Below are 26,498 nucleotides of genomic sequence, written 5' to 3' on the forward strand. Positions count from 1 at the left end.
GCGGCCGTTGGTGTATCCACCTTCCGTTCGTGAGGCCCCAGCCGGAATGAACGGTACCTCGACCGCCGATCTGTTGGCCGCCAATCTGCTGTCTCCCTTCGTCCTGGCCTTCACCCTCGGCGTGGTCGCAAAGCGGCTCGGGAGTAACCTCTCCCTGTCGAAGGACGTCTATGACGGGCTTTCGACTTATTTGCTCTTGGCGATCGGCCTCAAGGGTGGGGCCCGAATCGCCCAGGCACCGGTGGACCAACTCCTGGCCCCAACGGGCGCGGCCCTCGCCCTCGGGCTGATAACCCCCGTGGTGGCTTTCGCGGTTCTTCGGCTGGCGGGCCGTCTGTCGCGGGTGGACGCCGGCGCGATTGCCGCCCACTATGGTTCGGTGTCGGCGGTCACGTTTATCGCCGCGCAAAGCCTGGTTGAGCAGCGGGGCGATGTCACCGAGCCGTTTCTTCCGGCTCTATTGGCCATCATGGAGGTGCCCGGTTTGGTGGTTGGGCTGGCCCTCGGGATTACGGGCCCCGGTCGGGGCGATCGACCCCTTCGCCAGGTGTTCCACGAGATCGTCCTCGGCAAAACCCTGGTGCTGCTGCTCGGCGGCTTGGTGATCGGCGCGGCAGTGGGGGTCGAACGCTTGGCACCGGTGCAGCCGTTTTTTGAAGGACTCTTCCCTGGTGCGCTGACGCTGTTCCTGCTGGAACTCGGGGTCGTGGCCGGTGCCCGGCTCGGCGACCTCAGACGGATCGGGCCGTTCCTGCTCGGGTTCGGCACCGTTGTTCCGATAGTCCATGGCGTACTCGGCGTGCTGTTGGGCAGCTGGGCGGGCCTGTCGGTCGGCGGCGCCACGGTACTTGGAGCCATGGCAGCGAGCGCCTCCTATATCGCGGCACCCCCGGCGGTTCGACTTGCCCTGCCGGATGCCAACCCGACGTACTATCTCACGGCGGCCTTGGCGATCACGTTCCCGTTCAACCTGATCGCCGGGATTCCGCTCTACTATTGGACCGCGTTGTGGGTTGCGGAAAGGATGACCTGACGATGGCAACCACGTCCCTCAAGTTGGTGACGATCGTGGCCGAGCCGGTTCTGGAGTCGCAACTCGTCAAGGATCTCCGTCACCTCGGGGCCACAGGCTGGACCATCGTCGAAGGCCGGGGCGAAGGGTCCCGCGGCATGCGGGCCAGCGATCTGCCGGGGACCAACGTCCGAGTCGAAACGATCGTGACGGATGAGGTGGCTGACCGGATCATCAGCCACGTTGCGGATCGGTACTTTCCCCATTACGCGGTCATCGCCTACGTCACCGACGCCGCGGTCGTCAGGGGTGAGAAATACGCCCGGCGGGCGCGTTAGTTCCCGGGCCCCGGTACCGACTCCCCGACCGCACCGCGGGTCTTGACCAGGGAAGCGACAATCGACGCGGTGATCGTGCTCAGCACGACCGCCAACGAGAGGGCGGTCGGGATCTTGTAGATGTCAATCAGGATCATCTTGATTCCAACGAACAGCAGGACCGCCGCCAGTCCGTATTTGAGGTACACGAATCGGTGCACCACGCCCGCCAGCAGGAAGTACATCGACCGCAAGCCGAGGATCGCGAACACGTTGCAGGTATAGACCAGGAACGGTTCCTTGGTGACGGCAAAGATCGCCGGGATCGAGTCGATCGCGAACCCCAGATCGGTCAGCTCGACCATGACGAGGACCAAGAAGAGCGGCGTTGCCAACCACTTGCCACCCTCCTTGATCCAGAAACTTTGGCCGTGGTACCGATCGGTCAAGGGCAAGACGCGGCGCATCCACCGGAGAACGGGGTTGTTCTCAGGCGAGTGCGATTCCTGCCGCATCATCATCTTGATCCCGGTAAGGATCAGGATCGCGCCAAAGAGGTACAAGATCCAATGGAATTGTTCGAGGACGTAGGCACCCACCCCGATGAAGACACCCCGCATCAGCAAGGCGCCCAGGATGCCCCAGAATAGCACCCGGTGCTGGTATTGGCGGGGCACCGCGAAGTAGCTGAACAGGATTACGAATACGAAGATGTTGTCGATCGAGAGGGACTTCTCGATCAAGTAGCCGGTCAGGAACTCCAGGGCCGGTCCCTGACGCCCTGCCGAAACTCCTGGTGCACCGCCTCCTCCGGCCGGCGTTCGACCAAGCGCCTGGGGTCCGGATGATCGTCCACGAAGACAAGTTAGGGTGGTTGCTCGCCGACGCGCCGGCCCCCGCGAGCCTCCACGTCCGGACCTACAGCCACTTGGTCGTCGAAAGCGGGGTCAGCTTCTTCGCGGTCCCAGAGAGGGCGGCGGCCCTCAAGCGCAGGTTTCCGCCGAGCCTGCATGGTGCGCCGATGCTGCTGCCGACCGGCAATACCTCGCTTCGTCGGGGGCTCGACGCTTGGTTTGCGGCGCAGGAGATCGTCCCGGTGGTGGTCGCGGAAATCGACGATAGCGCCGTCCTCAAGATCTTCGGTGTGGAGGGGCTCGGGGCCTTCGCCGCCCCCACGCTGGTCGATCAGGATGTGACCAGGCGGTCCGGGGTCCGCCGTTTCGGCGGCACCGAGGCGGTCCGAGAGAGTGTCTACGCCATCACTGTGGAGCGGCAGATTACCAACCCGGCGGTCCGGGCCATTACCCAACTCGGAGCCGGGAAGAAGCCTTAGAAATGAGGTGAGATGCAGTGGGTTAAGTCTTGATAAAACAAGCCACTAGGGCCATCTTTATCCCCGGTTGATTTGGTGTTTTCCTGAGATGGGGCTCTCTTGTGATTCGTGTGGCGACGGTGGTGGAGGGCTCGATTGCCGATCAGCTCGGGCTCGTGACCGGGTCGGAGTTGGTGAGCGTGAACGGCAACGAGCTCGAGGACTTCCTGGACTGGGAGTACCATACGGCTGACGAGGAGTTCCTGCTCCACATCCGGCAGCCGGACGGCGAGGAGATCGAGTTCGAGGTGGAACGTGATCTCGACGACCCGATCGGCCTGACGCTCGAGCCACCCCGGATCCGCCGGTGTGCCAACCGCTGCGACTTCTGCTTTGTCGACGGGAACCCCGCGGGGCTCCGCGAGGCCCTCTACATTCGGGACGACGATTACCGGCTGTCCTTCCGGTATGGCAACTTCGCGACCTTGACGAACCTGAAGCCGAAGGACGTCGAGCGGATCATCGCGTACCGGCTGTCGCCCCTTTATGTCTCGGTCCACGCCACGGAACTGGTGGCGCGCCGATACCTGCTTCGGAACCCGACCGCCCCCGACATCATCCCTCAACTCCGCCAGTTTGCCGATCACGGGATTCAGTTCCACACCCAGATCGTGATGTCGCCCGGGGTGAACGACGGCCCGGTGCTCGATCGGTCGCTCCGGGATCTGTACGAGTTCGGGCCCGAAGTGCTGAGTGTCTCGGTGGTGCCGGTCGGGTTGACGGAGTTCAGCAAACACAGCCTCTGTCGCGAGCCGACCGTGGCGGAGTGCCGGGACGCCGTGGCGATGGTGGAACGGTGGGGTCGGCGCGCCCAAACCGAACGGGGCATGACCTGGGTTCATGGGGCCGACGAGCTGTATTTGCGGGCTGAGCTGGATCTCCCGCCGGCATCTTTTTATGGGGCCTTCGAGCAAGTGGAGAACGGCGTTGGTGCGGTCCGGTTTCTCCAGCAGGAGATCGCCGAATCCGCCCCGGCGTTTGCCCAGTGGAAGGGAAAGCGGGTCGGGGTCCTGACCGGGATCTCGATGGGGGCGCTGATGCCCCAGGTGCTCGAACCGCTGACCCGCGTCTCGGGGGCAACCATCGATCTGATCCCGATCGAAAACACCCTGTTCGGCCCCCGGGTCACCACCGCGGGTCTCTTGCCCGGGCGGGATTTTCTGGCGGCCCTCCAGCGTCGGCCGGGGCTCGATCTGGCGCTGCTCCCGGGCGAGGCCTTGAATGATGATCAGCTGTTCATTGACAACATGCCGTTGACCGAGCTGGTGGCCGCGGCCACGATGCCGATTCGGCTTTCGAAGTACTTCGTGGACGCCCTCGATGAGTAAACCAACGGTAGCAATTGTCGGCCGGCCAAACGTCGGCAAGTCGACCCTGTTCAATCGGTTCGTGGGTGGCCGCCAGGCCATCGTGTCCGATCAAGCCGGCACCACCCGGGACCGGCATTTCAGCGACGCGGAGTGGAATGGCCGGTCGTTTTGGGTGGTGGACACCGGCGGCATGGTCCCCGACTCGGACGATTCGATGGACCGGGCGATCCGTCGCCAGGCCGATCTCGCCATTGAAGAAGCGGATTTGATCCTCTTCGTCGTCGATGGGTTGGCCGGCTTGCATCCGATCGACGAGGCCATCGCGCACCATCTCCGCCGGACGAAGCGGCCGGTCATGGTGGTGGTGAACAAGCTCGACGCCATGCCGAAGGTGATGCCGGACCCCGAATTCTACGGCCTGGGGCTGGGCGAGCTCGTGCCGGTCTCCGCGTCGGTCGGGAAGGGCAGCGGCGACTTGCTCGATGCCATCGTCGAACGGTTGCCCCCGAAAGAGGCCGACCCGTCGGAGGAGGAAATCCGGGTCGCGATCGTGGGTCGCCCGAATGTCGGCAAGTCCTCGTTGGCCAACCGCTTGCTCGGTGAAGACCGGTACGTGGTGTCGCCGGTTCCGGGGACCACGCGGGACGCGGTCGACTCGCTGCTGACCTATCACGGGAAGCCGATTCGATTCATCGACACCGCCGGCCTCCGGCGGAAATCCCGCGTCGACGACGATATCGAGTTCTACTCGACCGTCCGGACCCGCCGGGCGATCGACGAGGCTCACGTCTGCGTGCTGGTGATCGACGCCACGCTCGGGGTTCACCACCAAGACCTTCGGATCGCGACCGAGGCCTGGGATCGTGGGACCGGGTTGATCATCGCCGTCAATAAATGGGATCTGGTCGAAGACAAGGAAACCAATACTGCCGTCCGTGGCCAAGCGATCGTGGTGGAAAAGGCTCCCTTTTTAGAATGGGTTCCGTTCGTCTACGTCTCGGCGCTGAGCGGCCAGCGGGCCCGGAATGTCCTCGATCAGGTCATCGCGGTGGCCGAGGCCCGGCTGCGGCGGGTTACGACCTCCGAGGTGAACCGGGTCCTCGAGGCGCTGGTGGCGAAGAATCAGCCGCCGCAGCGGGAAGGCGAGGAAGTGAAGCTCCTCTACACCTCCCAGATTGGCGTGGCACCGCCGGTGTTTGCGATCGTCAGCAATCGCCCCGATGACGTGGTGGAGCACTATCAGCGCTATTTGCTCCGTGGTTTCCGCGAGGCCTGGGGCTTCGAGGGCGTGCCGATCCGGCTCAAATTCCGGGAGCGGAAGGGCCGAGACCGGTGACCGTGGCGGCGTGGTTTCTGGCGTCCTACCTGCTCGGGGCGATCCCGACCAGCTACCTAGTAGCCCGCCTGGCCAAGGGAGTCGACCTCCGGGAGATCGGCAGCAAGAATCTCGGCGCCACGAATCTGTACCGATCGTTAGGGTGGGCCTACGCGATTCCGGTTGGGCTTTTCGATCTGGCCAAAGGGGTGGTCCCGGTCTTGGTGTTCGGCCCCTGGGCCGGCGGGCCAAGCTGGCTCCCGTTGGCGCTCGGCTTCACGGCCGTCATCGGCCATGTCTATAGTGTTTTCGTAGGCTTTCGAGGCGGTAAGGGTGTGGCCACCGCGGCCGGCGTCATGTTGGGGCTCGCTCCTTGGGCCACCGCGGTTTCGCTGGTGACCTGGATCATTGCGGTTCGGGTATCCGGGTACGTCTCCCTCGGCAGCGTCTTGGCCGCGGTGGTCCTCCCAATCGGCGCCTATCTCCTCCATCCGAGTCTCCGGCCAACCGTCTGGGTTTTCGCGCTGCTCGGTTTGTTCATCATCGGGATGCACCGGGCCAACATCGCTCGACTCCTGGCGGGCACCGAAAACCGCTTTGGCAAGCGAGGCATCTCGTGAAGCCGGTCGCGGTGCTCGGAGCCGGCAGTTGGGGCACCACCCTCGCTGACATGCTGGCTCGGAAGGGACTCCCGGTTCGGCTCTGGGCCTACGAAGAGGCGGTGGTCGAGTCGATCGAGCGCCACCATGAGAACGCCATGTTCTTGCCGGGTGCCCGACTGGCGGCCTCGCTGACCGCGAGTTCGGATCTCGACGCCGTGGTGCGGGGTGCTGAGTTCGTGGTCTCGGTGGTGCCAAGCCATGTGGCCCGTCAGGTCTTTACCCAGGCCGCGAGCGCCCTTGATCCGCATGCAGTCGTGGTCAGCGCCACCAAGGGAATCGAGACCGATACCCTGGGCCTGATGTCGGAGGTTGCCCAGACGACGCTGCCGCCGCACCGGTTCGTCGCGCTGTCGGGACCGAGCTTTGCGCAGGAGGTATTTCAGGGGCAGCCCACCGCGGTGGTGGCAGCCTCCGACGACCGGGGCGCGGCGGAAGCGGTGCAGCAGCTGTTCGCCACTGGATACTTCCGGGTGTATTCGAACCGGGACGTGGTCGGCACCGAGTTGGCCGGGGCACTCAAGAACGTGATTGCGATCGCCGCCGGGATCCTCGAAGGCTTGGGGCTGGGCAACAACCCGCGGGCGGCGTTGGTCACCCGGGGATTGGCCGAGATGACCCGCTTGGGCGTGGCCCTCGGCGCCGATCCGGGAACCTTTGCCGGATTGGCCGGGATGGGTGACTTGATCCTGACGACCTGTGGCAGTCTGAGCCGGAACCGGGCCTTAGGCGTGGCCCTGGCGCAGGGGGCCAGCTTCGAGGCCTACCGCGGTGAGCACCGTACCGTGGCCGAGGGCGCCAACACGGCCCAAGCCGCGGTCAGACTCGCCGACCGCCACCGGGTCGAGCTGCCGATTACCACGCAGGTGGCGAACATTCTGTTTGCGGGCACCGCCCCGCGACAGGCTATGGCGGACCTGATGGAACGAACCCTCAAGCCGGAGCAGTGGACATGACCGGTCCCCGGCCGACCCAGGAGTTCTTTTCGATCGGGGAGGTCTGCGCCCTGACCGACCTCAAGCCGCACGTGCTGCGCTATTGGGAAAGTCAGTTCCGGTTCTTGAGTCCCGCGAAGAACCGGTCCGGCAACCGGGTCTACAAGAGTCGCGAAGTGGAAATGATCTTGCTGGTCAAGCACCTGCTGTATGCGGAGAAGTACACCATCGACGGCGCCCGGCAACGGGTCGAACAATTCCGGCGCACCGGCGACCTCAAGAAGCAAGCCTCCCGGGTGGCCTCGCACCAAACCCTCGATGAGGTCGGCTCGGCCCTCGACGACATTCTGGCAACGCTCGACGGCACGCCGCGCCGATCAGCACCATCCCCCGACGTGGAATTCTGGCAATGAGAATTCTGGTATCAAATGACGATGGGATCCTGGCCCCGGGGATCGGGATTTTAGCCGGAGCATGCCGCGAGGTCGGGACCGTGACCGTGGTGGCTCCGGACCGAGAGCAAAGCGGCACGTCCCACTCGCTCACCCTCCATCGTCCGCTCCGGCCAGCCCGGACCCACGACGGGGCGTTTCAAGTCGACGGGACCCCGACCGATTGCGTCCTCCTGGCCGTCGGGGCGCTGATGCCCGAACGGCCTGATTTCGTTTTCGCCGGCATCAATCACGGCGCCAACATGGGTGAGGACGTGCTCTACTCCGGCACCGTGTCGGTCGCGATGGAGGCGGTGACCCTGGGCATTCCCGGGATCGCGTTCTCGTTCGCGAGCCGCGACCCCGATTTGATGGCCAGCTACCATGACACCTTGGTCCGGTTGATTCGCCGGATTACGGCGATGCCGGATTTCCCCGCCGAAACCCTGCTGAACATCAATCTTCCCAAGCGCCACGCGTCGGAGGTCAAAGGGGTCAAGGTCACCAAACTGGGGAGCCGGTTCTTCTCGAGTTCCATTACCAGGATGAGTGATCCTTGGGGCCGTGAGGTCTTCTGGATCGGGGGCGGAGAAGTGACCTGGACCGGCGAACCGGACACCGACCACGCCGCGGTAAAGGACGGGTATATCTCCGTCACCCCGCTGCATATGGATCTCACCAACTACCGTTTGATGGAGGCGGTGGGGTCGTGGTCACTCGAGCTCTAGACGTTCCCGACAGCTACGGGGGGTACCGGCTCCAGCTGATTGAACAGCTCCAGGCCAAGGGGATTCGGGACCTAGCGGTGCTGAAAGCCATCAGCATGGTTCCCCGGCACCGGTTCGTGCCGGATGGACTCCGGCATCGGGCCTACGAGGACTCGGCGCTCCCGATCGCGGCCGGCCAGACGATCTCGCAGCCGTGGGTTCAAGCCCGCTCGCTCCAGGAACTCCGACTCACGGGGCGGGAAAAGGTCCTCGAGGTCGGGGCTGGGTCGGGGTACCAAACCGCGCTCCTCTCGATCGTGGCGGGATCAGTGATTGGGATTGAACGGGTGCCCTCGTTGGCCGACGGGGCCCGCGCCGTGCTTCGGGACCTTGGGATCACCAACGTCACGATCCTCGTGGGAGATGGCACCATGGGCTGGCGTCCCCTGGCGCCGTTCGATGCCATCGTCGTGGCGGCAGCCTCGCCCTCGGTACCAGAGCCGCTGATCGAGCAGCTGGCGCCTGGGGGGCGGATGATCATTCCGATCGGCGACCGGGACGACCAGGTCTTAACGCTGGTCGAGAAGACCGGCGGTCCGGTCCAAGTTACCCCGCTGTCCGACGTCCGATTTGTGCCCCTGTTGGGCCAATTCGGGTTTCGCTCCTAGGCCCCCTTTACTAGATTGCCGCCGTGATTGACTTCTTTCGGTTTGCCATCGATTTGGTCCTCCATCTCGATCGCCACCTCGGCGACCTGATCAGCCAATACGGCACGGGGACCTACGTCATCCTGGCCCTGATCGTGTTTTGCGAGACGGGGCTGGTTATTACTCCGTTTCTTCCGGGTGACTCGCTGCTGTTCGCCGCCGGGGCCTTTGCCGGGCTGGGGAACCTCAATCCGTGGATCCTCTGTGCCAGTTTGATGGGGGCCGCGATCCTGGGCGACAATCTGAACTACTGGATTGGCCGCTATATCGGCCCCCGGGCTTTTTCCGGTCAGTTCCGCTTCATGAAGAAGGAGTACCTCGAACGGACCCAGCGGTTCTTCGACCGCCATGGCGGCCGGACCGTGGTGATTGCCCGCTTTGTACCGATCATTCGGACCTTCACGCCCTTTGTGGCGGGGGTCGGAGCGATGCCGTACCCGCGGTTCCTTGCCTATAGCGTTGGGGGCGGGCTGCTCTGGGTCTTGGGGTTTATTTGGCTCGGGTACTTCTTCGGCAACCTGCCGATCGTGCAGAACAACTTTGGGATGGTGATCGGGGCCATCATCCTGATCTCGGTTCTGCCGATGGTTCTGGAGGTGGTTCGGGCCCGGCTGGCGGCCAGAGAAATAACATGAGCGCGACAGCTCAACCTGCTGACTTATTGCAGGTTACGTCGTTCACTTCATCCTAACTAGCAGGAATGGGTTGGTTTGTAGCGGTTGGTCCGGCGGGCCCTAGTCAACCCATTCCGGTTCAGGTTTGGCCCTCGTAGCTCAGGTGGATAGAGCAGCGGTTTCCTAAACCGTTGGCCGGAGGTTCGAATCCTCTCGAGGGCATGTTATCTTGGACGTCTCTTTACTCCTTCATAGGCAATTCGCTGATGGGCACAACTGCAACTGATCCGGTCCGGGCCGCCGAGCATCCAATTCTCGCTTGGTTTCAGACCCACCAGCGGGCGGTCGGTATCGCCGCAGGGGTCGTTTTCGTCCTGGCTCTCGCGGGCTGGTACGTGGTGGAAAGCGGCCGCCGGAAGCAGGTCCAGGCCCTGAACGCCCTGGATCAGGCTCGGAATTCGATGGAGGCTGGAAACTATCCGGAGGCATCGACCGGGTTTCAGAAGGTCAGCCAGAACTATTCGGGTACCGATGCGGCGTACGAGGCGTCCTTGGCTCTGAACCAGGTCCGGATGCTATCCGGCCAAAGTCAGTTGGCGGTCGACGACCTTCGGAAGCTGGTGGCGGCGAACCCCCCGGGGGCTCATGGCGCCGCCGCTCGGGCCCACCTTGGGATGGCTCTCGAGAACACCGGGAAGCCGTCCGAGGCCGCGGCCGAGTACCTCAAGGCGGCCGATCTCGCGCCGGAGGTCTTCCGCAAGGTGGATGCGCTCCTGAACGCCGCCAGGACCTACCGGCTGGCGGGGAAGGAAGCCGAGGCGGTTACGGTCCTTTCGGACCTGATTAAGGCCTACCCGCGCGAAACGGCCGGCGTGGCGGAGGCCGAGGTCCGGCTGGCGGAGATTACCAGGGGTAAGTAAGGGCGGTTGGCGCTGTAGGCAGTTGAGGCTCCCGCACAGGTCCGGCGGGAGCCGTTCCTTTTCGGGTCGGCCATGGCATGGTAGCTATCGCTAACGTCGTATAAGATGTATTATGTTAAGTGTCAACGTGGATAAGGGTGGATAAGTCGGTGCCGATGCTGCCCCGTTCGATTCCGGCTAGCGCCGCGCCCGGCCTTCTGGTCTTCCTGCTCGCCTGCAGCACCGGTTCGGATACCGGTCCGGGTCCTTGATCGAGCCACTCGGACTGGCCCTGGTGACCAACGAGGCCGAGGTGGCGTTTATCCGCTGAGGCCGGGCTCGAATTCCCCGGAAAAGACTAGCCGCCCTTCGCCGCAGAGCCAGACGTCGGTTGCCTGGGTTCCATCGAGCGCGGCCGCAACCGAATAGATACATCCGCTCCCAGCCCTGATCTGAATCGGGAGCTCCGACAAACCGGCGGATCCGACGGCCAGGGCGGCCGCGATGGTTCCGGTGCCGCACGCCAGGGTTTCGGCCTCAACGCCCCGTTCGTAGGTCCGGATCTCCCAGGGGGTCGTTCGGTCCCCAGTGGGGCCGATGAAGTTGATGTTACTTCCCGCCCCGCCGAAGATCGGGGCATGGCGCAATTCCCTGCCCCTCGTTTCGACGTCGACGGCGGCAACCTTGTCGACGAAGACGATGGTGTGCGGCACGCCAATGGTTCCCTGAAAAGCCCGCTGCTCGCCCGGGTGGAGCGGGATCAGGATCGGGACCGGCAGGTTGGCCGTAGGGAATTTCAACTCGGCCAAGAATCCGGGACCAACGCAGCGGCTTTCCAACCGGCCGGCATCAGTGGCGAGGGCGATATGCTCGGGGTTGGCGAGCCCGAGTCGGACCGCCAGCCGAGTGGAGCAGAGGGCGGCGTTGCCGCACATGTCGGCGGGGGACCCGTCGGCGTTGAAGTACATCATCCGGATGGCCCCGTCCTGTGCCACTGACAGGTGAACGACGCCGTCCGCTCCGACGCCCCGCCGCCGGTCACACACCCGGCGGATCCGCTCCGGAGTCCAGTCGGCCAGATGGTGCTCGCGGCCGTCCACGACCACGAAGTCATTTCCCGACCCCGACATCTTGTAGAACCGGGAGCTCATAGCCGCCCGAATCGGTCGGCGATCCACAGCCACCAGACCATCCAGGCCGCTTCGCGAACGATGGCCTTGCTCATCTTGCTGCTGCCCTCGACCCGGTCGGTGAAGACAATCGGGATCTCGACCACCCGATACTTCTTCCGCCAGGCCCGAAAACTCATCTCGATTTGGAAGGCGTAGCCGTTCGACCGGACCCGCTCGAATGGAAGGGCCTCGAGCACTTCACGCCGGAAGCATTTGAACCCGCCGGTGGCGTCGGTCAGCGGCAGCCCCGTGACCCACCGAACGTAGATGTTGGCACAGTATGACAGCAGGAGCCGGGACATCGGCCAGTTGATGACGTTGACGCCGCTCTTGTACCGCGATCCGACCACCAGATCGGCCGAGTCGGCGGCCGCGAGGAGTTTGGGGAGAAACTTGGGGTCGTGGGAGAAATCGGCGTCCATTTCGAGCAGCCGGTCAAACTTCCGCTCGAGGCCCCACGCAAAGCCGGCAAGGTACGCTTTGCCGAGGCCTTCTTTCTGTGGCCGATGCAGCACGTGCACCCGGGCGATGGCCGCCGCCAACTGATCGGCCAGGCGTCCGGTGCCATCGGGCGAGTTGTCGTCGACCACCAGGACTTCGAGCCGGTCATCCTGCTCGAGGATGGCCGGCACGATCTGCGAGATGTTCTCGCTCTCGTCGTAGGTTGGGAGAATCACCAGGAACCGCTCAGGCATCGCGGGGCTTCCTGCGCGCCAGGGCCGGCGCGGCGAAGAGCGCCAGCACGCCCAGGACCGACAGCATGGAAATCAGCTTCCCGCGGTGGTACTCGGCCCCGTCGAACTCCAAGATGACCTCTTTGGCCCCCGGCGGCAGGACCACACTGAGCAAGGTGTTTTGGGCCCGGAGCACCGGGGCGGGCTTCCCGTCGATGGTGGCGCGCCAACTCGGATACCAATTCTCGGCGACCACGAGGTATTCCGGGCCTGGGCTGGTTCCGGTTACCGCCACGGTCATCTTGCCGGCCCGCCACTCGACCACCTCTGCCCTGAGGGCCGACGCGGCTGGGACGCTGTTGTCGAGCGGGGCCGGGCTGACGGAGGTGGTGTCGGCGTACAGGGCCAGTTGTTCGATCGGGAACCGGGGATCCGACAGCGTTGGAACCAGCTGGGCTTCCGGAACCTTGGCGGCGCCGGCGTAGACCCGGGCATACGGCGGGACGGTGTCGGCCTCGTAAAGGTACGCCGTTCCGAAGAAGGTCTTCTCGGGCCCGAGGATCTGGCGGAATCCGGGCAGGTTCTGGGGTTCGGTGAGGACGACGAACCGGATCGCGAGGAGTTTCCAGAGGTTGGGATTGAGCTGATTCCCCCAATCATTCTTGCCGCCGAGGAGATCGTCCCAGGTTCGGAGCTCGTTGCCGTGATACCCGAGCATGGTTGGAATCCCAGCCGACATGAGCCAGGATCGGCGGTAGGGATTGCCCCCCTCCGGCCCAAACACCCGGTACGGGAGTTTCGTGGCTTGGATTCGTTGGATGACCGGATCGGCCGCGTAGGTGACGCGGGCCGGCGGCGAAAAGACGAAATACTCGCGCCCGATGACCCACGGATCGATCCACGTTGCGACGAGGAGCAACCCGAGCCCCGCCCATGAGGGGAGCCGGAATCGGATCAGTGCGAGGGCCAGGGCGCCGACGACGGCCGTCACGAGAAGGAGCCTGCCACCATCGGCCTGGAGCGCCGACGCGTTGGCGATGGCCACCTCGATGAATCCCTGGTAGCCCGGGCTCCTGGCCATGTCCTCGGATACGAGTTGGAGCAGCCCGGCGGCGGCGAGAAGTCCGAACACGCCGAGGGCGATCGTCGCGCCGGCGATCCGCCGCTTCGACGCGGCACCCCGTACGAGCCGCTCCGCCCCGATCGCGGCAAAGAACGCGAGGGCCATGGCCACCAAGAAGAAAGCCTGGCCAGGCGCCCGAAGGCGGCTCGTCAGAGGAATGATCGCGTACCAGATTCGGAAGAACGGCGTGCTCCCGCCCAAGGAAACCAACAAGAACACGATCCCGATGGCGACGAACGCCCGCCGAGCCGTGCGTCGGTCCGGACCGCCCAGTCCCATGGCGGCGAGGAGCAGGATGACCGGGCCGAGGTACTCGGAGTGGAGTCGGAGACCGTTAGGCCCGAAGTAGTTCGTCATCCCGCCGTAGATTTTCGGGAGGAGGACCCCGACGAGCTCGCCGGCCGGGAGCGAGAATTGAATCGCGTGTTCCCATCCGGTGTTGGCGCCACCGGCTGCCCGGGGACTGAACGGCACATACGCCGCCATGGGGAGGGCGTAGATGGCGTAGAGGCCGATGCCGAGGGCGAGGGCGCCGACCGATCCGGCCATGACCCGAACCTTGTCGGATGTTCCCTTGGGGCCCTCGGCGCCAAAGAGCCAGAAGGCACCCCACAGCGCGCCCGCCACCAGGAGATATTGGGTCGTCTGCGGGTGGCCCTGGAGGGCGAGGCCAGTCGCCAACGCAACGACCGCGTAGCCGATGGTCCGCCGGTCCCGGACCGCCCAGACGATGCCCGAAAACAGCAGAGGAGCCGCGGCGGACACGAAGAGCTTGCCGTCATGACCAGGATGCACCAAGGAGATGACGATCCCGGTCATTTCATAGGCCAGGCCGCCGACTACGGCACCGGCCCAAGACAGGCCTAACGTCCGGAGCAGCCCGTACATGAAACATCCGGCCAAGACGATGTGGACGGCAAATCCGAGGCTCATCGCCACGTCGGTCGGAAGGAACCAGCGGAGCCAGGCCGTGGGATAGAAGATGTCTCCGTGGGCCGCGCCGACGAACGGCATGCCGCCGAACAAGTACGGATTCCACTGCGGCACCGACCCGAACTGGCGATGGTACTCCGCCGCGAAATGCCGGAAGCTGTACCCTGCAATGAACTGGTCGGAGTCTGGGCCGGCCAAGAACTGACCCGTGAAGATCGGCCAGCAGAGCGTCAGGCCCGCCACGAGAAAGATCAGTCCCGCCGCGAGTGTTGGCCACGGTGGCTCGAAATCGAGCCGGGGCCGTTCAGGTTCCGTCATGTACCCTCCTCCGAGCCAACACGAACGGCGCCGCCGCAAGCAAGTCTGCGAGCGTCATCCCGACCCGGGACACCGCAGCCAGTGCCAGCGCCTGGGCGGGCCCCAAGGCCGATTCCGTGACCAAGAAAAATACCGTTTCCCGGACCCCAAAACCTCCGGGTGCGAGCAGAAACAGGAAGCCGGCCAGGTACGATGCGGTGAAGGCACCGATTGCCTGGACTAATGTCAGCCTGGAGTCGACAAAGAGGCCGGCAGCGAGCCAGTACAAGGCGACGCCGTACATCGTCCACGCGAGTCCGTTCGCCACCACTCCGATGGCCATTGCCTTGGGGTCCGGCGTTGCGATTGTGGCGTCAACGCCAAGCCGCCGGAGGAGCCAGTTCAACAGCGCGGGCCGGAGGACCAGGCCCAACGTGACCGCGGCCACCCCGATCAACGACCAGAGCACCAACCGAACCGCCGGGTGCTCGCGCTCGAGCGCGGCTGTCCCCGTCACCGCCACCGTCAACGCGCCGGTTGCGATCGACACCAGTTGCAGGACGATCGCCGATGCCGTGGCCGTCAATGCCGGAACCCCCTGTTCCCGGCCGAGCACGCCCAGGCCGGCAATGGTCCAGAGCTTTCCGGGAAGGTACTTCCCCATGCTGGAGAGAACCCAGACCCGCGCCGCCGACCACCAGGCGATCTCGGCGCCCCACCCGTTCACGACTCGCCGCCAGGACTCGATCAGCAGGCCGTAGGTGGCGAGGACGAGCCCGAGGCTCGCGACGATCGGGACCACCCGAATCCGCCACTCGAGCGGGGTCGTTCGAATCGTCACCCAGTTCTGGATCAAGAACCGGAGGGCGTACCCAACGATGGCCAGCCCCACGGCCGCCTGAATCCACCGCCAGCGGCGGCTACCCACCGAGCGCCTCCTGATACCACGCCTCGCATCGGCGGGCGATGGTGTCGGGATCGAGGCGGGCCCGCCAGGCCTCGCCGGCCCGCAATGCGGCAGCGCGGGCGCCGGGCTGGCCGAGAAGGATACCCACGGCCTGGGCGATCCGGGTCGGCCCGGGGTCGACGATCATTCCGGCGCCCGGCTCCCGCAGGATGTCCAACACCCCGCCGCCGTCGCGGCAGGCAATGACCGGGACGCCAGCCCCGAGCGCTTCGACAGCGGCGAGGCCAAACCCCTCGCGCTCGGCGGGAAACAAAAAGAGGTCCGCATGTCCCATGGTCCGCGCCACCGCCTGGGGCTCAACCATGCCGGTGAAGACGACCCGGTGGCCGGTGCCGAGCGCCCGGACTTTCGCTTCCAAGGCGGGCCGTTCGGGGCCGTCACCGACGATCGTGAACTGGAGACCGGGATGCTCGGTCAGGAGGGCCGCGTGCGCCTCGATGGCCATGGCGACGCGTTTCTGACTGGTGAGTCGGCCGACGAACACCAATCCGCCGCCGCCGGCCGACCGGTGAGAGCTAAGGACGACGGGCATCGGGCTCACATGCGCCGCAGACACGGCCCGGCCGGTGCGTCGTTCCACGTCGTCGCCGATGGCGCTACTCACGGCCGTGACGACCCGGCCGAGCCTGAGTGCCCGATGGGCCAGCCATGACGCTCCGGGTTGTTCCAGCATCCTGGCATCGGTGCCGTGGAGGGTTACCACGCAGGGAGACGCCGCCGGGACGGCCAGCCCCGCCGGGAACCACCAATGGGCGTGGACCACGGTCGGCTGGTCTGACAGTTGAGCCCGGGCCCCTCGCCTCAAGCCCCGGATCATCCCGAGCAGGGTCCAAAGACCGGCCGGCGACCGAAGCGCTTCCTGCATCCGCCCCGAGTAGGCATAGCGCTCCCGGCCCGGCGAGGCGTACCGGACGCGGGTGACCGGGATCTCGTCGACCGAGTCGGAGCCGCCCCGGCCCTGGTCGCTCGGTGCCACCACCCGAACGTCGTGGCCCCGTCCGACCAGGGCCCTGGCCAATGGATGGAGGAACGCGCCCGCTACATCCCCGGGAAACCGAGGATAGTTATGGGTGAGGAACACCACCCGCATTCGTTAGGCGGGCGGCGAGGGGTTGCCGCGGCGGAGATCGCGGGCGATCTGGCGCATTTCTTCTCGAGAGCCGGCCACCAGCTCGGCGACGAACCCGAACCCGAACAGCGAAATGCCGCTGATGACCATCATCTCGACCAAGTTGAGCCAGGGCCGGAATCCGAGCTGCCAGGGCCCGAACCGGAGCACCAGGGCCACGATGCCGGCGAGGAAGCCAATCAAGAAGAGGACGGCACCCAACACCCCGAAGAACAACATCGGTTTTCGGCCGAACCGAAGTTGGAACCACACCGAGACCAGGTCGAGCACCCCGACGGGAATCCGGGTCCAAGTGAACTTCGAGATTCCGGCGCGCCGCGGGTAGAGCGGGACCGGCCGGGAGGTCAGGCGATAGCCTTCGACCGCGGCGATCACGATCATGTAGCGATGCCAATCCGGCCGCATCGGGACGATGCCCATGATCTCGGCGCGGTAGGCTTTCACCGAATTGAGGTCTTCCACCTTCACGCCAAACAGGAAGCGGCAGAGCCGGTTGTAGATGCCGCTGACGAAGGCCTTCTCGTACTTGCCCTGCTTCGATCCGGTGACCATGTCGGCTTCGCCGTCGAGGATCGGGCGCACCAACGCGGGGATATCGGCCGGCAGGTACTGGAGGTCGGCCGGATAGAAGACGAGCACATCGCCGGACGCGGCATCGGCCCCGCTCCGAAGCGCCTCCGCGATGCCCTGCTGCCGCCGGTGGGTTACGACCCGAAGGAAGTCGTACTGCCTCTGGAGCCCGGCCAGCACCTCGGCGGTCGGATCGCGCGAGCCGTCATCCACCACCACCACTTCGAACGAAAAGCCGCCCCCCCCAAGGGCCTCCGCCGCCAGCCGGCAAAACTCCGGCAGATTCTCCGCCTCATCCTTTGCTGGAACCAACACACTCACCGCCACCGGCCGTGTGCCGAGCGCCGAGCCCCGAGTGCCGAGTGTCGAGCTCATACCCGCTTCCGCATCCTGGCGGGCAGGATCCCGAGCTGGTCGCGGTACTTGGCCACCGTCCGCCGGGCGATCTGGATGCCCTGCTCCTTGAATCGATGGACGATTTGCTGGTCGGTCAGGGGCTTCGAGGGTTGTTCTTCGCCGATCATCTTTTGGAGCTTGGCCCGGATCGAACGCGCGCTGGCGTTTTCGCCGGACGCCGTCGTCAGGGCGCTCGAGAAGAAGAACTTGAGCGGGAGGACGCCGCGGGGGGTCTGGACGTACTTCCCGTTGGTCACCCGGCTCACGGTCGATTCGTGCATACTGATGACCTCGACCACCTCGCGGAGGGTCAACGGTTTCAAGTGCTCCACGCCCTTCTCGAAGAAGGCTCGTTGGCGATCGACGATGAAGTTCATGACCTTGAGCATGGTCTGGCGCCGCTGCTCGATGGCCTGAATCATCCAGTTCGCGCTGTTCATCTTCTGGGCGATGAAGTCTTTGTTCTCCTGGGTCAACGACTTCTTGTCACGAGCGACGTCCTGATACGACCGGCTGAGCCGGAGCCGGGGCACCCCGCTGTCGTTGAGGCTGACATGGTACTTCCCGTCGACCTTGACCACGATCAAATCGGGGATGATGTAGCCGTCGCCGCGGCTCGAGTACTTGAGGCCTGGCTTCGGGTCGAACCGCGCCAAGCCGTCGGCGGCGGCTTGGACCTTGCCGGGCTCGACGCCGAAGCGCTTGGCCAAGTCGTTCCAGCGGTGGGCAATCAGATCGTTGAAGGCCTCGGCCACGAGTCGGAAGCTCAGGGAGTTGGCTTCCTCGGCGTCCCGGAGTTGCAAGACGAGGCACTCCCGGAGGTCGCGCGCGCCGACGCCGGCCGGATCGAGCCGCTGTACGATGTCCAGCATGTGCTCGAGTTCCGAGATCTCGAAGTATGGGATTGACGGCGGACGAGGCGCCGATGGAGGATCCGCTTCCCCCGCGACCCCGTCGGCCTCATCGTGGTCGGCGCCGGGCTCGACGTACGAGTCCAAGAGTGCGTTGACGGAGCCCTGGATGTCTTCGAGCGACGCACCGAGATAGCCGTCCTCGTTGATGTTGCCGAGGAACTCCTCGCTGAGCAGTTGTTGGCGGGGCGTGAGGTCCGTTAACTGGAGTTGCTCCCGAAGATGGTCGATCAGGTCACGCTGCTCGACACACACGGGTTCCAGATACTCCTGTTCCTCGAATTGCTGCTTGGTGCCGCCGACATCGAATCCGTTGAGGAGGATTTCCTCCCAGTCAATCTCGTCTTCCTTGTCTTTGGTTTCCTTTTCCTGCTCGGCTGTTGGTTCGTTTTGCTCCTGCTCTTCTTCTTCCGGCTCCAGGAGTTCGAGGAACGGGTTGGTCAGCAACTCCTGCTTGAAGTGCTGCTGGAGATCCATCATCGGCATGTAGAGCATGTCCATGGCCTGGTACAGCCGTGGATTGATCCGAAGCTCTTGACGGATCCCCGTGTGGAGCGCAAGTCCGGTTCTCACGAGGTACTCTCCATTCGGGCCAGGCGCTCGCGCAGCCGTGCGGTCATGGTTGGGCCAAGGTAGAGGGTGGCCACCTGGTCGTTCAGGACCAAGTCCCTGACCGTGCCGGCTGCGCGGACCTCGCCGTCGTACATGATGTAAGCGCGATCGACGATGTCAAACATCTGTTCCACGTTATGGTCGGTGATCAAGACGCCGATGCCCCGGTGTTTGAGATCAGCGACGATGGTCTGAATGTCATGCACGGCAATGGGGTCGACGCCGGCAAACGGTTCGTCAAGCAGCATGAACTTCGGTTGAGTGACCAGAGCCCGGGTAATTTCCAACCGGCGCCGTTCCCCTCCGCTCAGCGTATAGGCCCGGTTCTTCCGGAGGTGGTGTAGTCCCAACTCATCTAGCAGCCGCTCAAGCCGGTCGCGCCGCTCGGCCCGGCCCAGGGGCAACGTCTCGAGGATCGCGAGGACATTATCCTCTACCGTCATCCGTCGAAACACGGAGGGCTCCTGGGCAAGATACCCGATTCCATTCCGGGCCCGCCGGTACATCGGCTGCCCGGTGATGTCCTTGTCGTCGAGTTGGATCCGGCCGCTGTCGGGCTTGATCAGACCGGTGATCAAGTAGAACGTCGTCGTCTTCCCGGCGCCGTTAGGTCCGAGCAGCCCGACGACCTCGCCCTGGCGAACCTCGATCGAAACGTCGTTGACCACCCGGCGTTTCCGGAAGGCCTTGTTGAGGCCATGGCCGGCAAGGGTGCTGGTCATCGTGGCACCGGGCGAACGGCCGTGGTGTCGCGGCGGCGGCCGGCGGCCGGCTGGAGGTGGACGCCTTCGACCGATCCGGTCGCGTCGACCTGCTGGACGGAGTTGGAATCGGCGGTAATCCGCATCGTCACGAGAATCCGGTCAGCCCGGGTGTAGTTCATGGATCCCTTGGTTTGGCCGCGCTCGGGGGCCACTTGATAGAACGACCGGGCCCGTTGTTCGGCTTCCAGTTGCTGGATTGCGAGGCGGTTGGGGCCCGACGGAGTCCGTTCGAAGAAGGTGACCGTGACCTTGTCGCCGGCGATCCAGTCCCGCCGGGCACCGGTGGTCGTATCGCCCGACAGGCCGGCCCAGCCGTTCCCGAACGCGATGACCTTGGACAGCTTCTGGTTCGGGCTCTCGACCAAGATCGAATCACCCTGGACCTGGTAGTCGGCCGAGACGGCGGTGGGCCGCACCCCATTGCCCCAGGCTACCGTCTGCTCGGCCTGTCGCTGCCGGAGCCGAATCATGATCGAGTCGGCATCCAGGGTCACGTCCCGGCTCACCAGCCGGGCACTGTCCCTGCCGTTGACCGAGGATAGCTCCCGTTGGGCCAAGCCGATGTCGATGATCCGTCCCGTGAGGGTGAAACCCGGGCCGGTGCCGGTGGTGTCTTGCTGGTTCCTGAGCGCCGCCTTGCCGATCAGCTGCCCCGCTTGCTTCTTGCCGCTGTCGAGCCAGAGGGAGTCGCCGCTCCCTTTGAGATTCTCGTGGTCAATCGTCACCGCGCCGCCGGCGTTGATGACGTCGCTCCCGACGGTCCGGACGGTGTTCCCGATGATGATGTACGGCGCCTGCACTCGGCCGGTGGAGTCCGTTACCACGTAGGACACGGTGGGGCGGTTGTACCCGAGGACCTCGAGTTCGGTGCGAATGCCCCGCACCGGGCGGAGATAGTCGATCCGGGCGCCCGAAATCGTCGATCCGGTCTTCAGGTCCCGATGCACGACATTGCCCTGAGCCTCGAACCGCTCGCCGTCCTTGAAATAGGTGCCGAAATCGGCGTCAAGATTGGTGGTCGAGTCGCGGTACTTGACCCGGCTTCCCTGCGAGATGAACTGGACGACGTTGCCGCCGTACGAGGCGACGCTGTCGGAGTAAATGTGGATGTTTCGGCCCACGCACTGCGCGTGGATGTTGCCGCCCGCGAACAGATGCTCGACGCCCGGCGTCGGCTCGGTTCGGACTCCTTGGCGATCGACGTTGAGGATCTCGAGCCGGCACCGGTCGTTGGCGGGTGCGGCCCTCTTCCGAGCCTGGGCCCCGGTCCGACCGGCCACGACCAATCCGGTCACGGAGACTAGGAGGGCAATTCGCCGGAGGCCGGTCATCGCTTGTCCTCGAGGATGACGCCCCCGCTCCGCTGGATACCCTTGGGTTGATCGGTGACCACGTACTTGAACTCGAGGTCCGAATGGAACCGGCTCCCGGTCATCCGTTCGGTGCGTGATTGATACGTAAACGCGCTATCGCTCGAAATCTGCAGGGCCACCTTATCGTAGATCAGATGCTGAGTGGCCAGGGTTCGCCCGTCGGTCGAGACGACCTTGACGTTGCCGGTCGCGTCGAGCGAGCCGTTCGTCATGGTATAGATGCCGCGTGTGGCGGTCAGGACCGAGGATTGCTTGCCGTCCTCGAAGAAGGTGACCTGAAGGAGGCGGAGGTCCATCTTTTGGGCGGCCTGATAGACGTAGGCCGTCTCGGCCACGACGTGGTTTTGGCGGGCTCCTTCGTTGAAGAGGTCCGTGCTCATCTTGAGCATGACCTGATCGGCGCTATCGGCCGGCGCGGTGGCCGCGTTCGGCCGAATGCCGTCGGTCGCGCAGGCCCCGGCGCCCACCCCCGCGACCACAACCACGAGAAGCGCCCTCATACCGCGCCAGCCCGCATCAGGTCGTGGAGGTGGACCACCCCGCAGAGGCTCCCGGCCTCGTCGGTAACCGGGAGTGCCATGATGCCGAACCGCTCCATCAGGCCGGTCGCTGTAATGGCCGGCTCCTCGGCGCCGACGGTTTTCGGGGCATCGGTCATGACCTGACGAACCTCGAGGTCCCAGTACTCTGGGTTCCGTTCGGCAATGCGGGACAAATCACCCGCAGTAATGACGCCCTGCAGCCGGCCCTGGCTGACCACCAACGCAATGCCGCGCTGGTGGGCCAGATGTTCGATCGCCTGGCGCATCGGATCGGCCGGTTCCAGGGTCATACCGGGGGGCTGCATGACATGGTGGACCCTGAGGAGCAATCGCCGCCCGAGCTGGCCGCCCGGGTGGAGGCACGCAAAGGCCTCGCGCGAGAACCCCTTCTGCTCCAAGAGCGCCACCGCCAACGCGTCGCCTAACGCCAAAGCCACCGTGGTACTGGTGGTCGGGGCCAAGTCGTGCGGGCAGGCTTCCTCGTCGACCCCGGCATCGAGGACCACCCGAGCCGCCCGGGCCAGAGTGGATTGGAGGCCGCCGGTGATGGCGAGGATCGGGACCGCTTTCCGCCCCAGCATGTCGAGCAGGCCGAAGAGTTCCTCGGTTTCCCCGCTCTTGCTGAGCAGAATGGCGGCATCGCCCGGGCCGATGATACCGAGATCACCATGGAGGCTGTCGGTCGGATGGAGAAAGGCCGCTGGCGACCCCGTCGAGGTCAGCGTCGCGGCGATCTTCCGGGCCACCAGCCCCGATTTGCCGACGCCCGACACGATGATCCGCCCGGTGGCCGCCTGGAGCAACTCCACGCCGGTGGTGAAACCGGTGCCGAGCATCTGGCCGGCGCGGGCCACGGCAGTCGCTTCCAAGCGGAGGACCCGGCGGCCGGCCTCGAGCACGCTGGTCATGCGACGTCCCGCGCGGCCCGGTACCGCGCCACGACCGTCGCCCACTCGCCCCGGGCTTTGAGGAGAGCCTCGATCACTTCCCGGACCGCCCCCTGGCCGCCCGACCGCATGGTGGTCCATTTTGCCACCGCCTTGATCTCGTCGGTTGCGTTGGCCACTGCGATCGGCAAACCGACCCGCTCCATCACGCTCAAATCCGCGAGGTCGTCGCCGACGAACGCCACCTCCGTCCAATCGAGGCCGCGCGCGGTGAGCAACGCGGCAAGGGCCGGGAGCTTCCGGCCGCCGCTGTCTTGGATCAATGCTCCAATGTTGAGCTCGTCGGCGCGGAGGCGGGTGGCCTCCGACTCCCGCGCGCTGATCCAGACGACCTCGATCGGGGTGCCTTGCAACAGCCGGATTCCGAGCCCATCCTGAATGTCGAACCGCTTGAGTTCGACCCGCCGTCCATCAACCGGCCCGAGGAAGATGCCGTTGTCGGTCAGGACGCCGTCAACGTCGAGGGCCAGCAAGCGGATGCGACGGGCCAGGACGGGATCCACGCTACACTCCACGGGCCGTCCGCCAGACCGCGACCGCGCGGCTGACCAAGTGCTCGACTTGTTCGAGCGGCCACTGGGTCTCGCGGTCGCTGCTGGCTCGGGACGGGTCGGGATGGGTTTCGAGGAAGAATCCGTCGACCCCCGCGCCCGCGGCCGCCATCATGAGGCCGGGAATCGCGTCCCGGGCGCCGCCGCTCGAGCCCGCCACACCCTGCCCCGGCCGCTGGACGGAGTGGGTTGCGTCGAAGAGCACCGGCCCTCCGGTGGCCGCCCGCATCCGATCGAAGTTTCGCATATCGACGACTAAGTCGCCGTACCCGAAGAACGTCCCTCGTTCAGTGGTGGCCACCTCGGTGGAGCCGCCGAGCCGGACTTTCTCGACCGCGCCGGCCATGGAGGCGGGGTCCATCCATTGGCCCTTCTTGACGTTGACCGGCTTGCCGGTCCGTCCGCAGGCAACGAGCAGGTCGGTCTGACGGCAGAGAAACGCCGGAACCTGGAGAACATCGGCGACCTCGGCGACCGCCGCGACCTGATCGACTTCGTGGACGTCGGAGAGGATTGGGAGGCCGGAGGCGTCGCGGACGCGGGCCAACGCCGCGAGGCCCGCCGCCAATCCGGGACCCCGCGGCGCATCGCCGCGGGAGCGGTTGGCTTTGTCGAAGCTCGCTTTGAAACAGACCGCCACGCCGAGGGCGCGGCCCAGGCGGACCAACCGTTCAGCCACCACCAGCATCGTCTCGGCATCCTCCACGACGCAAGGCCCCGCAATCAGGCAGGGTGATTCCGGGGACTGAAAGCGCCAGGTCACTTGGGGGTGCCGAGCAATTCCTGGCGAACGCTCATCGGCGCCTCTCGCTCTCCGAAGGCGTGCTTCCGCGCGGCGGCGATGAACGAGGCGAACAGCGGATGCGGCCGGGTCGGGCGCGACTTGAGCTCGGGATGGAATTGGCAGCCGAGATGCCAAGGGCTCGCGGGCAACTCGATGATCTCGATCAGGCCCCCATCGGGCGACTGCCCCGAGAGGCGCATGCCGTGCTCCGCGAGGACATCGCGGTAGGCGTTGCTGACTTCCCAGCGGTGCCGGTGGCGTTCGCTGATTTCGGTGGCCCCGTAGGCTGCCGCCGCGAGGCTTCCGGCGCGGAGCCGCGCGGGGTACGCGCCCAGCCGCATGGTGCCGCCCATGTCGCTCACGCTCCGTTGGGAGGCGAGGAGGGAAATCACCGGGACTTCGCAGTCGGGCTCGAACTCGGTGCTGTTGGCGTTGAGCCCGCACACGTTCCGCGCGAACTCGATGATGGCGATTTGAAGGCCAAGGCAGATCCCGAAGTACGGCAACCGGTTCTCTCGGGCCCACCGGACCGCCTCGACCATCCCCTCGACCCCCCGGACGCCGAAGCCGCCCGGGACCAGGAGGCCGTGGACGCCCGAGAGTAGCTGGCCCGCCGATTTGGCGTCGGTAAACTTATCGCTCGACATCCACTGAATGTCGACCCCGACCTCGTTCGGGATCCCGGCATGGAGCAGGGCTTCCTGAACCGATTTGTAGGCATCATGGAGGTCGGTGTACTTCCCGACCACCGCAATCTTGACCCGAGCGGGCGGCTCGAGAATGCTCTCGACCATGTCCCGCCACGGCTTGAGATCCGGTTCCTTGGTCTCGAGGTGGAGCCGTTCGCATACTTCCCGGTCCAGGCCCTGCTCGAGGAACTTGAGCGGGATCTGGTAGATCGAGGTGACGTCGGGGCTTTCGACCACGCAGCCGAAGTCCACGTTGCAGAACAGCGCGATCTTGCGTTTGATCTCCGAGCCCAAGGGATGGTCGCTGCGGCAGATGAGAATGTCGGGCTGAATCCCGATCTGCATCAGATCGCGCACCGAGTGCTGGGTCGGCTTGGTCTTGAGTTCGCCCGCGGCGGCGATCCACGGCACCAGTGTGAGGTGCATGAAGAGGGCGTTCTCCCGCCCAACTTCCTGGCGGAATTGGCGGATGGCCTCGAGGAACGGCAACGACTCGATGTCGCCGACCGTGCCGCCGATTTCCGTAATCACGACGTCATGCCCCGGCGCGCTCCGCCGAATGGCTGCCTTGATCTCATCGGTGATGTGCGGAATGACCTGGACCGTCGAGCCGAGGTACTCGCCCCGGCGTTCCTTGGTGATGACGGTCTGGTAAATCCGGCCGGTCGTGATGTTGTTCTGCTGGGAAAGCGACCGGTCGATGAACCGCTCGTAGTGGCCCAGGTCCAAATCAGTTTCGGCGCCATCGTCGGTGACGTAGACCTCGCCGTGCTGGAACGGCGACATCGTCCCCGGATCGACGTTGATGTACGGATCGAACTTCTGGAGGGTCACGCTGAGGCCCCGCTCGACCAAGAGCCGGCCGAGTGACGCGGCCGCGATTCCCTTCCCGAGCGACGACACCACGCCGCCGGTAACAAACACAAACTTGGTATTTCCAGTCGCAGCGGTCATCGGGTCCTAGTCCCCTGTCGCAGTGGCGGTCCAATGGTGCTCGGCGCGAGCCAAATCATCCGGCGTATCGATCCCGGGGAGGGCCGGCTCCGCGAGCCGCGCCACTCCGATCGTCATTCCCAGGTACAGCGCCCGCAATTGTTCGAGGCGTTCCCATCGTTCCAGATCCGTCGGCGAGGCGGCAACCCAGCGGGCCAAGCCCGGCTTCGTGTAGGCGTACAATCCCAAGTGCTGCCAGTATGATGGCCCCTCGCGCTCGGCGCGCCCATCGCCGTGATCGGCGGTGAACGGGATCCGCGCCCGGGAAAAGTAGAGCGCCTGCCCTCGTTCGTTGCAGACCACTTTCACCCGGGCCGGATCGTCGGCCTCCGAGGCGAGCAGCGGAACGGCGGCCGTTCCGATGTCGTCGCCGGCGAGGACCCGGGCCACCGCGCCGTCGATCGCGGCGTGGGGCAGAAACGGCTCGTCCCCCTGGACATTGACGACCACGTCGAATCGGCTGAATTCAGTTTGGGAGGCTACCTCGGCCACCCGTTCGGTTCCGGACTCGTGGCGAGGTGAAGTCAGGATCACCCGCCCGCCGGCCCGCTCGACGACTGCTTGGATTTCCGGGACATCGGTGGCGACCACGACCGCATCGAACGTGGGATGGTTCCGAACTCGTTCCCAGACCCTGAGGATCAGGGGCCGACCGCCCAGCAGCTGGAGCGGCTTCCGCTCCAATCGAGTCGACGCTAACCGGGCGGGAATGACACCGAGAACGGGCATATTCCAAACTAAGAACGCGGCCGACCGTTGTCAAAAGTCGTGCCGCGTCCTCGGTGACCCCAGG

28 protein-coding genes and 1 tRNA gene are annotated in these 26,498 nt (G+C 65.3%); 13 read left to right on the forward strand and 16 right to left on the reverse strand.

Translation table 11 applies throughout. The features are described 5' to 3' along the window. The first annotated feature begins 46 nt into the window (after nucleotides 1–46). Nucleotides 47–1,033 (forward strand): sodium-dependent bicarbonate transport family permease, encoded by a 987-nt coding sequence (locus tag EXR94_05035; GenBank protein ID MSR02091.1) that lies wholly within the window; start codon nucleotides 47–49, stop codon nucleotides 1,031–1,033. Nucleotides 1,034–1,035: 2 nt separating this feature from the next. Further along, entirely contained in the window at nucleotides 1,036–1,350 is a 315-nt protein-coding gene (locus EXR94_05040; GenBank protein MSR02092.1) for a transcriptional regulator, read from the forward strand. Here EXR94_05040 and EXR94_05045 read toward each other — a convergent pair. Next, entirely contained in the window at nucleotides 1,347–2,093 is a 747-nt protein-coding gene (locus EXR94_05045; protein MSR02093.1) for a TerC family protein, read from the reverse strand. The two genes, EXR94_05040 and EXR94_05045, sit on opposite strands and share 4 nt — an antisense overlap. Before the next feature lie 32 nt (nucleotides 2,094–2,125). Between EXR94_05045 and EXR94_05050 the strand changes: the two genes are divergently transcribed. The 11 genes from EXR94_05050 to EXR94_05100 all read left to right on the forward strand — a co-directional run bounded on the left by EXR94_05050 (nucleotide 2,126) and on the right by EXR94_05100 (nucleotide 10,299). Beyond that, a complete protein-coding gene (locus EXR94_05050; protein MSR02094.1) occupies nucleotides 2,126–2,662 on the forward strand; it encodes a hypothetical protein in 537 nt (178 codons plus the stop codon). A 101-nt stretch (nucleotides 2,663–2,763) separates the two neighbouring features. Then, on the forward strand, nucleotides 2,764–4,029 hold the full coding sequence (locus tag EXR94_05055) for a DUF512 domain-containing protein (GenBank protein MSR02095.1): 1,266 nt from the start codon (nucleotides 2,764–2,766) through the stop codon (nucleotides 4,027–4,029). Further along, nucleotides 4,022–5,347 carry a ribosome biogenesis GTPase Der gene (locus EXR94_05060; protein ID MSR02096.1) on the forward strand — a complete coding sequence of 442 codons (1,326 nt, stop codon included), beginning with the start codon at nucleotides 4,022–4,024 and terminating at the stop codon, nucleotides 5,345–5,347. Before EXR94_05055 ends, EXR94_05060 begins: the two co-directional genes overlap by 8 nt. After that, the gene (gene plsY, locus EXR94_05065; protein MSR02097.1) at nucleotides 5,344–5,946 is read left to right on the forward strand and encodes a glycerol-3-phosphate 1-O-acyltransferase; all 603 of its coding nucleotides are present in this window, start codon (nucleotides 5,344–5,346) and stop codon (nucleotides 5,944–5,946) included. The genes EXR94_05060 and plsY overlap by 4 nt, the downstream gene beginning before the upstream one ends. Continuing rightward, a complete protein-coding gene (locus tag EXR94_05070; GenBank protein ID MSR02098.1) occupies nucleotides 5,943–6,941 on the forward strand; it encodes an NAD(P)-dependent glycerol-3-phosphate dehydrogenase in 999 nt (332 codons plus the stop codon). Before plsY ends, EXR94_05070 begins: the two co-directional genes overlap by 4 nt. Continuing rightward, nucleotides 6,938–7,333, forward strand: a complete 396-nt coding sequence (locus EXR94_05075) for a MerR family transcriptional regulator (GenBank protein MSR02099.1) — start codon at nucleotides 6,938–6,940, stop codon at nucleotides 7,331–7,333. The genes EXR94_05070 and EXR94_05075 overlap by 4 nt, the downstream gene beginning before the upstream one ends. After that, complete coding sequence (surE, locus tag EXR94_05080) at nucleotides 7,330–8,079, forward strand: 5'/3'-nucleotidase SurE (GenBank protein MSR02100.1); 750 nt, start codon at nucleotides 7,330–7,332, stop codon at nucleotides 8,077–8,079. The genes EXR94_05075 and surE overlap by 4 nt, the downstream gene beginning before the upstream one ends. Next, nucleotides 8,061–8,726: a protein-L-isoaspartate(D-aspartate) O-methyltransferase gene (locus EXR94_05085; protein MSR02101.1), complete on the forward strand. Its 666-nt coding sequence runs from the start codon at nucleotides 8,061–8,063 to the stop codon at nucleotides 8,724–8,726. Before surE ends, EXR94_05085 begins: the two co-directional genes overlap by 19 nt. A 26-nt stretch (nucleotides 8,727–8,752) precedes the next feature. Next, the gene (locus EXR94_05090) at nucleotides 8,753–9,400 is read left to right on the forward strand and encodes a DedA family protein (protein ID MSR02102.1); all 648 of its coding nucleotides are present in this window, start codon (nucleotides 8,753–8,755) and stop codon (nucleotides 9,398–9,400) included. Nucleotides 9,401–9,527: 127 nt separating this feature from the next. Next, nucleotides 9,528–9,601 (forward strand) — tRNA-Arg (locus EXR94_05095). Next, complete coding sequence (locus EXR94_05100; GenBank protein MSR02103.1) at nucleotides 9,601–10,299, forward strand: tetratricopeptide repeat protein; 699 nt, start codon at nucleotides 9,601–9,603, stop codon at nucleotides 10,297–10,299. The genes EXR94_05095 and EXR94_05100 overlap by 1 nt, the downstream gene beginning before the upstream one ends. Before the next feature lie 299 nt (nucleotides 10,300–10,598). Here the strand turns inward: EXR94_05100 and dapF are convergent, their stop codons facing one another. Genes dapF through kdsB form a run of 15 tightly spaced genes read right to left on the reverse strand, consistent with a single transcriptional unit; the run spans nucleotide 10,599 to nucleotide 26,434 of the window. Next, nucleotides 10,599–11,429: a diaminopimelate epimerase gene (gene dapF, locus EXR94_05105; protein ID MSR02104.1), complete on the reverse strand. Its 831-nt coding sequence runs from the start codon at nucleotides 11,427–11,429 to the stop codon at nucleotides 10,599–10,601. Continuing rightward, a complete protein-coding gene (locus tag EXR94_05110) occupies nucleotides 11,426–12,145 on the reverse strand; it encodes a polyprenol monophosphomannose synthase (GenBank protein MSR02105.1) in 720 nt (239 codons plus the stop codon). The genes dapF and EXR94_05110 overlap by 4 nt, the downstream gene beginning before the upstream one ends. Beyond that, nucleotides 12,138–14,498, reverse strand: coding sequence for a hypothetical protein (locus EXR94_05115; protein MSR02106.1), 2,361 nt, complete (start codon nucleotides 14,496–14,498; stop codon nucleotides 12,138–12,140). Before EXR94_05115 ends, EXR94_05110 begins: the two co-directional genes overlap by 8 nt. Beyond that, nucleotides 14,485–15,498, reverse strand: a complete 1,014-nt coding sequence (locus EXR94_05120) for a flippase-like domain-containing protein (GenBank protein ID MSR02107.1) — start codon at nucleotides 15,496–15,498, stop codon at nucleotides 14,485–14,487. Before EXR94_05120 ends, EXR94_05115 begins: the two co-directional genes overlap by 14 nt. Further along, nucleotides 15,398–16,534, reverse strand: coding sequence for a glycosyltransferase family 4 protein (locus EXR94_05125; protein MSR02108.1), 1,137 nt, complete (start codon nucleotides 16,532–16,534; stop codon nucleotides 15,398–15,400). Before EXR94_05125 ends, EXR94_05120 begins: the two co-directional genes overlap by 101 nt. A gap of 3 nt (nucleotides 16,535–16,537) precedes the next feature. Next, nucleotides 16,538–17,518, reverse strand: a complete 981-nt coding sequence (locus tag EXR94_05130; GenBank protein MSR02109.1) for a glycosyltransferase family 2 protein — start codon at nucleotides 17,516–17,518, stop codon at nucleotides 16,538–16,540. Next, a complete protein-coding gene (gene rpoN, locus EXR94_05135) occupies nucleotides 17,515–19,023 on the reverse strand; it encodes an RNA polymerase sigma-54 factor (GenBank protein ID MSR02110.1) in 1,509 nt (502 codons plus the stop codon). Before rpoN ends, EXR94_05130 begins: the two co-directional genes overlap by 4 nt. Further along, the gene (gene lptB / locus EXR94_05140; protein MSR02111.1) at nucleotides 19,020–19,784 is read right to left on the reverse strand and encodes an LPS export ABC transporter ATP-binding protein; all 765 of its coding nucleotides are present in this window, start codon (nucleotides 19,782–19,784) and stop codon (nucleotides 19,020–19,022) included. The genes rpoN and lptB overlap by 4 nt, the downstream gene beginning before the upstream one ends. Then, nucleotides 19,781–21,157: a hypothetical protein gene (locus EXR94_05145; GenBank protein MSR02112.1), complete on the reverse strand. Its 1,377-nt coding sequence runs from the start codon at nucleotides 21,155–21,157 to the stop codon at nucleotides 19,781–19,783. Before EXR94_05145 ends, lptB begins: the two co-directional genes overlap by 4 nt. Further along, entirely contained in the window at nucleotides 21,154–21,699 is a 546-nt protein-coding gene (gene lptC / locus EXR94_05150) for an LPS export ABC transporter periplasmic protein LptC (GenBank protein ID MSR02113.1), read from the reverse strand. Before lptC ends, EXR94_05145 begins: the two co-directional genes overlap by 4 nt. Then, nucleotides 21,696–22,649 (reverse strand): KpsF/GutQ family sugar-phosphate isomerase, encoded by a 954-nt coding sequence (locus tag EXR94_05155; protein ID MSR02114.1) that lies wholly within the window; start codon nucleotides 22,647–22,649, stop codon nucleotides 21,696–21,698. The genes lptC and EXR94_05155 overlap by 4 nt, the downstream gene beginning before the upstream one ends. Next, a complete protein-coding gene (locus EXR94_05160; GenBank protein MSR02115.1) occupies nucleotides 22,646–23,191 on the reverse strand; it encodes a phenylphosphate carboxylase subunit delta in 546 nt (181 codons plus the stop codon). The genes EXR94_05155 and EXR94_05160 overlap by 4 nt, the downstream gene beginning before the upstream one ends. A 1-nt stretch (nucleotide 23,192) precedes the next feature. Further along, entirely contained in the window at nucleotides 23,193–24,002 is an 810-nt protein-coding gene (locus EXR94_05165) for a 3-deoxy-8-phosphooctulonate synthase (GenBank protein MSR02116.1), read from the reverse strand. Next, nucleotides 23,999–25,666 (reverse strand): CTP synthase, encoded by a 1,668-nt coding sequence (locus EXR94_05170; protein ID MSR02117.1) that lies wholly within the window; start codon nucleotides 25,664–25,666, stop codon nucleotides 23,999–24,001. Before EXR94_05170 ends, EXR94_05165 begins: the two co-directional genes overlap by 4 nt. A 6-nt stretch (nucleotides 25,667–25,672) precedes the next feature. Next, nucleotides 25,673–26,434: a 3-deoxy-manno-octulosonate cytidylyltransferase gene (gene kdsB / locus EXR94_05175; protein MSR02118.1), complete on the reverse strand. Its 762-nt coding sequence runs from the start codon at nucleotides 26,432–26,434 to the stop codon at nucleotides 25,673–25,675. Nucleotides 26,435–26,498: the final 64 nt, after the last annotated feature.

The sequence above is a fragment of the Gemmatimonadota bacterium genome, from assembly GCA_009692115.1.
GTDB lineage: Bacteria > Gemmatimonadota > Gemmatimonadetes > Gemmatimonadales > GWC2-71-9 > SHZU01.